This is a genomic window from Sphingomonas sp. (assembly GCF_035555815.1).
Lineage (GTDB): Bacteria > Pseudomonadota > Alphaproteobacteria > Sphingomonadales > Sphingomonadaceae > Sphingomonas.
Genome location: NZ_DATMGG010000211.1, coordinates 1 through 9645 on the forward strand (window position 1 = coordinate 1; position 9645 = coordinate 9645).

4 protein-coding genes are annotated in these 9645 nt (G+C 69.7%); 3 read left to right on the forward strand and 1 reads right to left on the reverse strand.

What is annotated here, in order from left to right; translation table 11 throughout:
• Window positions 1-143: 143 nt before the first annotated feature.
• The 3 genes from VNR91_RS12445 (at window position 144) to VNR91_RS12455 (ending at window position 8054) form a co-directional block, all read left to right on the forward strand.
• On the forward strand, window positions 144-2072 hold the full coding sequence (locus VNR91_RS12445) for an autotransporter assembly complex family protein (protein WP_325491095.1): 1929 nt from the start codon (window positions 144-146) through the stop codon (window positions 2070-2072).
• Entirely contained in the window at window positions 2069-6250 is a 4182-nt protein-coding gene (locus tag VNR91_RS12450) for a translocation/assembly module TamB domain-containing protein (protein ID WP_325491096.1), read from the forward strand. The genes VNR91_RS12445 and VNR91_RS12450 overlap by 4 nt, the downstream gene beginning before the upstream one ends.
• 85 nt (window positions 6251-6335) lie before the next feature.
• On the forward strand, window positions 6336-8054 hold the full coding sequence (locus VNR91_RS12455) for an SLC13 family permease (protein ID WP_325491097.1): 1719 nt from the start codon (window positions 6336-6338) through the stop codon (window positions 8052-8054).
• 113 nt (window positions 8055-8167) lie between these two features.
• On the opposite strand, the gene VNR91_RS12460 is transcribed toward VNR91_RS12455, so the two are convergent.
• Window positions 8168-9592: an aldehyde dehydrogenase family protein gene (locus VNR91_RS12460; protein WP_325491098.1), complete on the reverse strand. Its 1425-nt coding sequence runs from the start codon at window positions 9590-9592 to the stop codon at window positions 8168-8170.
• Window positions 9593-9645: the final 53 nt, after the last annotated feature.

Sequence of the window (9645 nt, forward strand, 5' to 3'; positions counted from 1 at the left end):
GGCGCCAGATCGAGCGGTTGATCGTGCTGCTGGCCAGCGACCGGGCGGTCGGCACGGTGCATTAGGGTGCACTAAGCGGTTGGCGCATAAACGATTGTCGCGCTAAGCCCTTCACCATGTTCGCGTTCGTCCGCCGGCACAGCATGTTTGTAGCGGCAGGCTGTGCGCTGGCGCCGCTGACCGCCGTCGCACAGGTCGCGGCGCCGACCGAGGTGCCGGGCGACCGCGTGCTCGATCCCGAATCGCCGCTGGCCCCGATGAACGATATCGGCGTCGACTGGCCCGACCTGTCGACCGCGCCGGCCGACGACACCGCCGCCACCGCCGTATCGAACGAGGTGCGCGGCGACGTCCGCTATGATTACGAGATCACCGGGATCGACGGCATCGGCGGCGAGTTGATGCGCCAGCGATTCGACGCGGCATCGACGCTGCGCGCCAATCGCGGTGAATCGGCCAACGCCGCCCAGATCGAGCGCCGCGCGCGTGAGGACGCGGCGCTGCTGTCGGACCTGTTGCGGTCGGAGGGCTATTACGACGCGCGTATCGCGACGCGGGTCGAGCCGCGCGCCGGCAAGCTGGTGGTGACGCTGGAGGCTGAGCCGGGCGCGCTCTATCGCCTGTCCGAGGTCACGCTGGCCGGGGTCGAGCGCGCGGACGGCAAGAGCGACGCGCTGACCAGGGCGTTCGGGCTGGCGAAGGATGCGCCGGTCAACAGCGACGCCATCGCCGCCGCCAACGCGCGGCTGCGCACCGCGGTGGGGGAGGAGGGCTTCGCCTTCGCCAAGGTGGAGGAGCCGGAGATCGTCGTCGATCACGCGACCCGCACCGCCACGCTGGTCCAGTCGCTGGAGCCGGGCACCGTCCGCCATTTCGGCCGGATCGTGATGACCGATCCGCGCCGCGTGTTCGGGCCGGAACACGTACAGGACATCGCCCGGTTCGTGCCGGGGCAGGAATATGACGCCTCCGCGCTCGACGACCTGCGCCGCGCGCTGATCCAGACCGGCCTTGTGTCCTCGGCCAGGGTCACGCCGGTGGAGGGCGCGGATACCGCGACGGTCGACGTCGCGGTCGATCTGCTGCCGGCGCCGCCGCGCACCATCGCCGGCGAGCTGGGCTATGGCACCGGCGAGGGCGCCCGGGCCGAGGTCAGCTGGAGCCACCGCAATTTCTTCCCGCCCGAAGGCGGCATCACGCTGCGCGGGGTGCTCGGCACGCGCGAACAGCTGGGCAGCGTGGTGTTCCGCCGCAACAATTTCCAGGGGCGCGACCGCGTGCTCACCGCACAGGTCAACGCCGCGCATACCGAGCGCGACGCCTATGAAGCCGATACGCTGTCGATCATGGGCAGCCTGGAACGCCAGACCAACATCTTCTTCCAAAAGGCATGGGCATGGTCGGTCGGCGCCGAACTGGTCGCGTCGGACGAACGCGACGTGATCGTGTCGACCGGGGCGCCGCGCCGCCGCACCTATTTCATCGGCGCGTTGCCGACCAGCCTGATCTATGACGGGTCCGACGACCTGCTCAACCCTACGCGCGGGTTCCGGCTGGGCGGGCGGGTCAGTCCGGAATTGTCGCTGGTCGGGGCCGCGTTCGGCTACGCCCGCGTCCAGCTCGACGCCAGTGCCTATCAGCCGGTCACCCCGCGCGTGGTGGTTGCCGGGCGCGTGCGGCTGGGCACGATCGCCGGCGCCCCCCGTGACGCGATCGCGCCGTCGCGGCGATTCTACGCCGGCGGCGGCGCGTCGGTGCGCGGCTATGGCTATCAGGACATCGGCCCGCGCGATCCCAACAACGATCCGATCGGCGGCCGCAGCCTTGCCGAATTCTCTCTGGAGGCGCGGGTCAAGGCGTTCGGCAATTTCGGCGTGGTGCCCTTCCTCGACGGCGGCAACATCTACACCTCCGCGCTGCCCAAATTCTCGGGCTTCCGCTACGGCGCGGGTGTCGGCGTGCGCTATTATTCGAATTTCGGGCCGATCCGGATCGATGTCGGCACCCCGCTCAATCCGCAAAAGGGCGATCCGCGCGTTGCGGTCTATGTATCGCTGGGACAGGCGTTTTGAGCGAGGAGGCCGAAGACCGGCTCGACCCCGCGCCCCCCGCCGCGCCGCCGCCGAAGCGCCGCCGCTTGTGGCGGTGGGTCCTCGGGCTGCTGCTGCTGCTCGTCGTGGCCGCCGGGGGGGCGGTGTTGGTGCTCGACACCAGCATGGGGCATCGCTTCATCGCCGATCGCATCGCCGCGCTGCGCCCCGCCAACGGCCTGCGCTATTCGGTCGGGCGGATCGACGGGTCGATCTATGGCAAGGCAGCGCTGGTCGACGTGCGCGTGCGCGATCCAAAGGGGCTGGTGTTCCAGGCACCGCGTGCCGAACTCGACTGGCGCCCGCTGGGCTGGGTCAACAATCGGCTCGACATTCGCCGCCTCGTCATCCCGCGCGCGACACTGGCGAAGCTGCCGGAGACGATCCGCACCGGGCGCAAGGGGCCGATCCTGCCCGGGTTCGACATCGTGATCGGCGAATTGCGCGTCGATCGGCTGACGGTGGCGCCGGCGATCACGGGCGCGCGGCGCACCGGCAGCCTGCGCGGCCGCGCCGATATCCGTTCTGGGCGCGCGCTGCTCGATCTGGACGCGGTGGTCCAGGGCACCGACCGGCTCGCGATCAAGCTCGACGCCGCGCCCGACCGTGACCGGTTCGATATCGACCTGACCGCGCGCGGCGATGCCAAGGGGGTGCTGGCGAAGCTGGCCGGGCTGGCGCATCCGCTGACCCTCGACATCCATGGCGACGGTCGCTGGGCGGCGTGGCGCGGCACCGGCACCGCCGATGTCGGCGCGACGCGGGTGATCGACCTGCGGCTGGCCAACGATGCCGGGCGCTATTCGCTGGCGGGGATGCTCGCCCCGGCCAGCGTGCTCCAGGGCAAGCTCCAGCGGCTGACTTCGCCGCGCGTTCAGGTCAGCGGTGCCAGCACGCTCGTCAACCGGCGCTTGGACGGCAATCTGTCGCTGCGCTCGGCGGCGCTGGCGCTGGAGGCGACCGGCGGGCTCGATCTGGCCACCAACGCCTATCGCAACGTGCGCGTGACGGGCCGGCTGCTCCACCCGCCTGCTCTGTTTCCCAACATGACCGGGCGCAACATCCAGCTGCACGCGATCCTCGACGGCGCATTCGATACCGCCAGCTTCGACTATCGCCTGACCGCCGATCGCTTCGCCTTCGACGATACCGGGTTCGAAGGCGCGCGTGCCGCCGGGCGCGGCCGGCTGTCGCAGGCGCCGGTGACCGTGCCGGTCGCCTTCACCGCGCAACGCGTCACCGGGGTCGGTGACGTCGCCGGCGGAATCCTGCGTAACCTCAGTGTCAACGGCCGCCTGCGCGTCACCGCGGCGCACGTCACCGGCGACGATCTGGTGCTGCGATCGGACAAGCTCAACGGCCGCATCACGCTGTTCCTCGACCTTGCCACCGGACGGTATGAGGTCGGCCTGACCGGTGGGCTGCGGCGCTACCTGATTCCGGGCATCGGGCTGGTCGATGTTACATCGCGGCTGTCGGTGGTGCCGGGGCCGGGTGGGCGGGGCACTCGCGTGATCGGGCGCGGCGCGGCGCAGGTGGTGCGGTTCGACAACGCCTTTTTCGCGTCGCTGACACAGGGCCTGCCACGCATAGACACCGGGCTGGAGCGCGCGCCAGACGGCGTGCTCTATTTCCGCGGGCTGGTGCTGGCCTCGCCCGGGCTCAAGCTCAGCGGCAACGGCTTTCGCCGCCGTGACGACAGCTTCCATTTCGAAGGATCGGGCACGCAGGCGACCTACGGCCCGGTCCAGATCAAGATCGACGGCGACATCAGCCGCCCCACCGTCGACCTTCTGCTCGCCCGCCCCAACGCGACGATGGGCCTCAGCGACGTCCGCGCCCACCTGACTCCCAATCCGGCCGGCTACGCCTTCACCGCCGCCGGTGGATCGCTGATCGGCGCCTTCACCGGAGAGGGCGCGATCCTGCTGCCGAAGGCCGGGACGTCGCGGATCGACATCGCCCGGCTCGACGTGGCGGGGATGCGCGCGAGTGGTGGGCTGGACATCGTGCCCGGCGGGTTCGACGGTCGGATCGCGGTCGCCGGCAATGGCGTCACCGGCACATTGGGCTTCCGGCCGCAGGACGGGGTACAGCGCATCGACGCCAGCCTCGACGCGCGCGGCGCTCAACTGGCCGGGGGGCTGCGGATCGGGCGCGGCCATCTCGACGCCGGCATCCTGCTCGATCCGGCGGGCACCTCCATCGACGCCACGCTGACCGCGCAGGGCGTGCGGCGCGGGGCGATGTCGCTGGGGCGGATTGCCGGCAATGTCCGCATGGTGGGCGGCAATGGGGAGGCGACGCTGTCGATCGGCGGGCAGCGCGGCCGCAGTTTCGAGATTCAGTCGGTCATCGGAATCGCGCCCGATCGCTACACGATCCGTGCGCAGGGCACGGTCGATCGTCGCCCGATCAGCCTGACCGCGCCCGCCGTGGTGGTGCGTGACGGTGACGGCTGGAGGCTGGAACAGGCCCGGCTGTCGTTCGCGGGTGGCGAGGCGCAGGTGGCGGGCCGTTTCTCCTCGGCTGCGACGATGCTCGACGCGGCGGTGGCGCGGATGCCGTTGTCGGTCCTCGATATCGGCTATCCCGGCCTCGGCCTCGGCGGCAGCGCGTCGGGAACGCTGCGCTATGCCCAGACCGCCGGCGCCGCGCCGACCGGGCGCATCGACATGACCGTGCGCGGGCTGACGCGGTCGGGGCTGGTGCTGTCGTCGAAGCCGATCGACGTCGGCATCGCTGGCATCCTGCAAGCGGACAAGGCGGCGGCGCGCGCGGTGGTGGCCAGCGGCGGCGCGACGATCGGCCGTGCCCAGATGCAGCTCAGCCCGCTGGGCGGCGGCGATCTCGCCACCCGTCTGATGCGCGCTCCGCTGTTCGCCCAGCTACGCTATTCCGGGCCGGCGGATACGTTGTGGCGGATGAGCGGGGTCGAACTGTTCGACCTGTCCGGCCCGGTCGCGATCGGCGCGGACGTGTCCGGCACGCTCGACGATCCGCGCATTCGCGGGTCGGTGCGCACCGAAACGGCGCGGCTGGAAAGCACGGTGACCGGCACGGTGCTGCGCAATCTTCAGGCGAGCGGGCGGTTCGATGGATCGCGGCTGGTGCTCGATCGCTTCGCCGCGCAGGACGGCGCCAGCGGACGGGTCAGCGGCAGCGGCAGTTTCGATCTCGCCGCCGCCAACGGCTTTGGCATCGACGTGACCCTGGAGGCGCAGAACGCGCGCCTGATCGTCCGTGACGATATCGGCGCGACGGTGACCGGGCCGCTGCGGTTCCGGTCGGACGGATCGGGCGGGGTGATTTCCGGCAATGTCGTCGTCAACGCCGGCAGCTATCGGCTGGGCCGCGCGGCGCAGGCGGCGGCGCTGCCCCGGCTCAACATCAGGGAGATCAATGCGCGCGGCGCCGACGAGGATGACGGGGAACGGCTGGCCAGGCCGTGGCGGCTGGACGTGCGCGCCCGCGCGCCCGACGGGATCGTGGTCCAGGGCCTCGGCCTCGACAGCCGCTGGTCGGGCAACCTCGCCATCGCCGGGGAACCGACCAATCCGCAGATCACCGGCCAGCTCGATCTGGTGCGCGGCGACTATGAATTCTCCGGCCGCAATTTCGAGCTGGAGCGCGGCATCATCCGCTTCGACGGCGGCGTTCCGGCCAACCCGGCGCTCGATATCGCCGCCAATGCCGACACGCAGGGATTGAACGCCACGATCCGCGTCACCGGTAACGCCGCCAAGCCGGAGATCAGCTTCACCAGCGTGCCCGCGCTGCCCGAGGACGAGTTGCTCTCGCGCCTGCTGTTCGGCACCTCGATCACCAACCTGTCCGCGCCGGAGGCGCTGCAACTGGCGGCGGCGGTCGCCTCGTTTCAGGGCGGCGGCGACGGCCTCAACCCGATCAACGCGGTGCGCAAGGTGGTGGGGCTCGACCGGCTGCGCATCCTGCCCGCCGATCCGCAGACCGGCGCGGCGACCTCGATCGCCGCCGGCAAGTACATCACTCGGCGCACCTATGCGGAGATCATCACCGATGGGCAGGGCTATTCGGCGACCCGCGTCGAGTTTGAAGTGACGCGGTGGCTGTCCCTGCTCGCGACCGTCTCCACGATCGGCCGCCAGAGCGCCAACGTCCGCGTGTCAAAGGATTATTGATGGGCCGGAACAACACGGCGGTCGCTTGGTTCAGGGCTGACCGATGACGCTGACGCAAATCCTGTCCATCGCCGTACTCGTGGGCATGATGATCCTCTTCGTCTGGGGCCGGTTGCGCTACGATATCGTCGCCATCCTCGCGCTGCTCGCCGCGCTGGCGCTTGGCGTGGTGAAACCGGCGGACGCCTTTTCTGGCTTTTCGGACGACATCGTCATCATCGTCGGGTCGGCGCTGGTGCTGTCCGGTGCGGTGCAACGCTCCGGTATCATCGAACGGGTGCTCGCGACACTGGCGCACCGGGTCACGCGGGTTCGCTCGCAACTGCTGCTGCTCACCGCCACGGTCGGCTTCGCCTCGGCGCTGGTCAAGAATATCGGCGCGCTGGCGATGATGATGCCCGCCGCCTTCTCCATGGCCAAGCGCTCGAACGCATCGCCGTCGGTGTTCCTGATGCCGATGTCGTTCGCGTCGCTGCTGGGCGGGCTGATCACGCTCGTCGGCACGTCCCCGAACATCATCGTCAGCCGCGTCCGGGAAGACATGACCGGCCAGCCGTTCGGCATGTTCGACTATGCCCCCGTCGGTCTGACGCTGACGATCGTCGGGCTGATCTTCCTGCGCTTTGCCTATCGGCTCCAGTCGCGCCAACGCACCGCCCCCGCGACGATGGGGCAGGCGCTCGACGTCGCCAGCTATGTCACCGAGGTGCGCGTCGGTGCCGGATCGAGCGCGATCGGCAGCGAACTGGGCAAGCTGCTCGAACGCTATGAGGGCGACGTGAGTCTCGCGGCGTTGCTTCGCTCGGGGCTGCGCACCGTGCCGCTGCCCGACATCAAGCTGCGTGAGGACGACATACTGATCCTCGGCGGCGCGCCCGACGTGCTCGAAAGGGTAATCGCCGGCGACGAACTGGAGCTGGTCGGCCAGGACAAGCACGACGGCGACGATATCGGCGTGATCGAGGCGGTGGTGAACATCGATTCGCCGCTGGTCGGCGAGACCGTCGGCCACCTCAACCTGCGCGAGCGGATGGGCGTGAACCTGATCGCGGTGTCGCGGCGCGGCGAGCGGCTCGACCGCCGGCTGGCGCGGATCACGCTGGCGGCGGGCGATCTGCTGCTGTTGCAGGGCCGGCTGGACCGGATGCCCGACCGCCTGGGCGAACTCGGCGTGCTGCCGCTGGCCGAGCGTGCGCTGCGGCTGGGCAGCCCGCGCAAATGGCTGTTGCCGGTCGCGATCCTGGTCGCGGCGATGGTCGCGACGGCGATGGGATGGGTGCCGGTGGCGGTCGCCTTCTTTGCAGGGGCGGGGCTGGTCGTCGCCACCGGCGCGCTGCCGGTCCGCGATGCCTATTCGCATATCGAATGGCCGATCCTGATCATGCTCGGTGCGCTGATTCCGGTCAGCGACAGCCTGCGCACGTCTGGCGTCACCGAATTGATCGGCACCTGGCTGTCGCACACCGCCGCGACGCTGCCGCCGTGGGGTGCGGTGGCGCTGATCCTGGCGGCGGCGATGGCGGTGACGCCGTTCCTCAACAACGCCGCGACGGTGCTGGTGATGGCGCCGATCGCGGTCACCTTCGCCGGCGATCTCCACTATCGGCCGGAAGCGTTCCTGATGGCGACGGCGGTTGGGGCGGGCTGCGATTTCCTCACGCCGATCGGCCACCAGTGCAACACGCTGGTGATGGGCCCGGGCGGCTATCGTTTCGGCGACTACGCCCGGCTCGGCGCGCCGCTGTCGCTGCTCGTGCTGGTGATCGCCACGCCGCTGATCCTGTGGGTGTGGCCCGTGCGATAGGGCGCGCGCCCTCCGGCTTTACCCCTTCGTCATTGCAGGCCCGCCGGTCGCCGGGGCGAAGCAATCCAGCGCCGCGCGCGCGACGCCGGATTGCCGCAATGACGATAGCCCGCTCAGGCCAGCGCGCCGACCAGCGACTTCACTTCCATGAACTCGGCCAGCCCGAATTTGCCATATTCGCGGCCGTTGCCCGATTGCTTGTAGCCGCCGAACGGCACGCTCGAATCGGGCTGGCCGCCGTTGATGTAAACCATGCCGGCGCGCAGGCGCGGGGCGACGCGCTTCACGCCCTCGGCATCGCCGAACACCACCGCCGACAGGCCGTAGTCGGTGTCGTTGGCGATCCGCACCGCATCCTCCTCATCCTCATAGGGGATGATGGTGACGACGGGTCCAAAGATCTCCTCGCGCGCGATCGTCATGTCGTTGGTCACGCCGGAAAACAGCGTCGGCTTGACGTAATAGCCGCTGTCGACGCCGTCGGGCCGGCCTGGGCCGCCGGTCTCCAGCTTGGCGCCTTCGGCCAGCCCCTTGGTGATCAGCCCCTGGATCTTGTCCCACTGCGCCTTGTTGACCACAGGGCCGATGTGGCGGCCCTCGGCCTGCGGATCGCCGGTCGTGGTGGCGTTCATCACCTGCGTCGCGATCGCGATCGCTTCCGCCTCGCGCGCCTTGGGCACCAGCAGGCGGGCAGGGGCGATGCAGCTCTGCCCCGAATTGAGGAGCACGCTCATCAGCGTGCCCGGCACCGCACGGTTCAGGTCGGCGCTGTCGAGCACCACCGAAGGCGATTTTCCGCCCAGTTCCTGGTGGACGCGCTTGACCGTGTCGGCGGCGTTCTTCGCCACCAGGATGCCGGCGCGGGTCGATCCGGTGAAGCTGACCATGTCGATGCCCGGATGTTGCGCCAGCGCGGTGCCGACGCCCGGCCCGTTGCCGTTGACCAGATTGAACACGCCCGCCGGCACCCTGGCCTTGTCCATGATCTCGGCAAAGATCACCGCGCACGACGGTGCTTCCTCGGACGGCTTCAGGATCATCGTGTTGCCGGCTGCCAGCGCCGGGGCCACCTTGGCCGTGATCTGGTTGAGCGGCCAGTTCCACGGCGTGATCAGCGCGACCACGCCGATCGGTTCGTGGACTACCAGCGACGTGTTGATCGTCTCCTCGAACTTGAATTCCTTCAGCGCCGCGATCGCCGCCGTGAGGTGGCCGATGCCGGTGCCGACCTGCGCGGTCTTCGCCATCGAGATCGGGCAGCCCATCTCGGTCGCGATCGCCTCGGCCAGGTCGCCGGCGCGGTTCTTGTATTCGGCCAGAACGGCTTCGAGCAGCGCGACCCGCTCGTCGACGCTGGTGCGCGAAAAGCTGTCGAACGCGGTCCGCGCCGCCGCCACCGCCGCGTCGACGTCGGCTGGCGTGCCCAGCGTGATCTCGGTACAGGGTCGCTCGGTCGCCGGATCGATCACGTCGTGGCGGGTTCCGCCCTGGCTTTCGACCCACTGGCCGCCAATATAATGCTTCAGGTAGCTGCGCATCCTCGCCTCCGGTCGTTCGAATTTCGGGTACGGGCAAGTGATGGCAATGCATG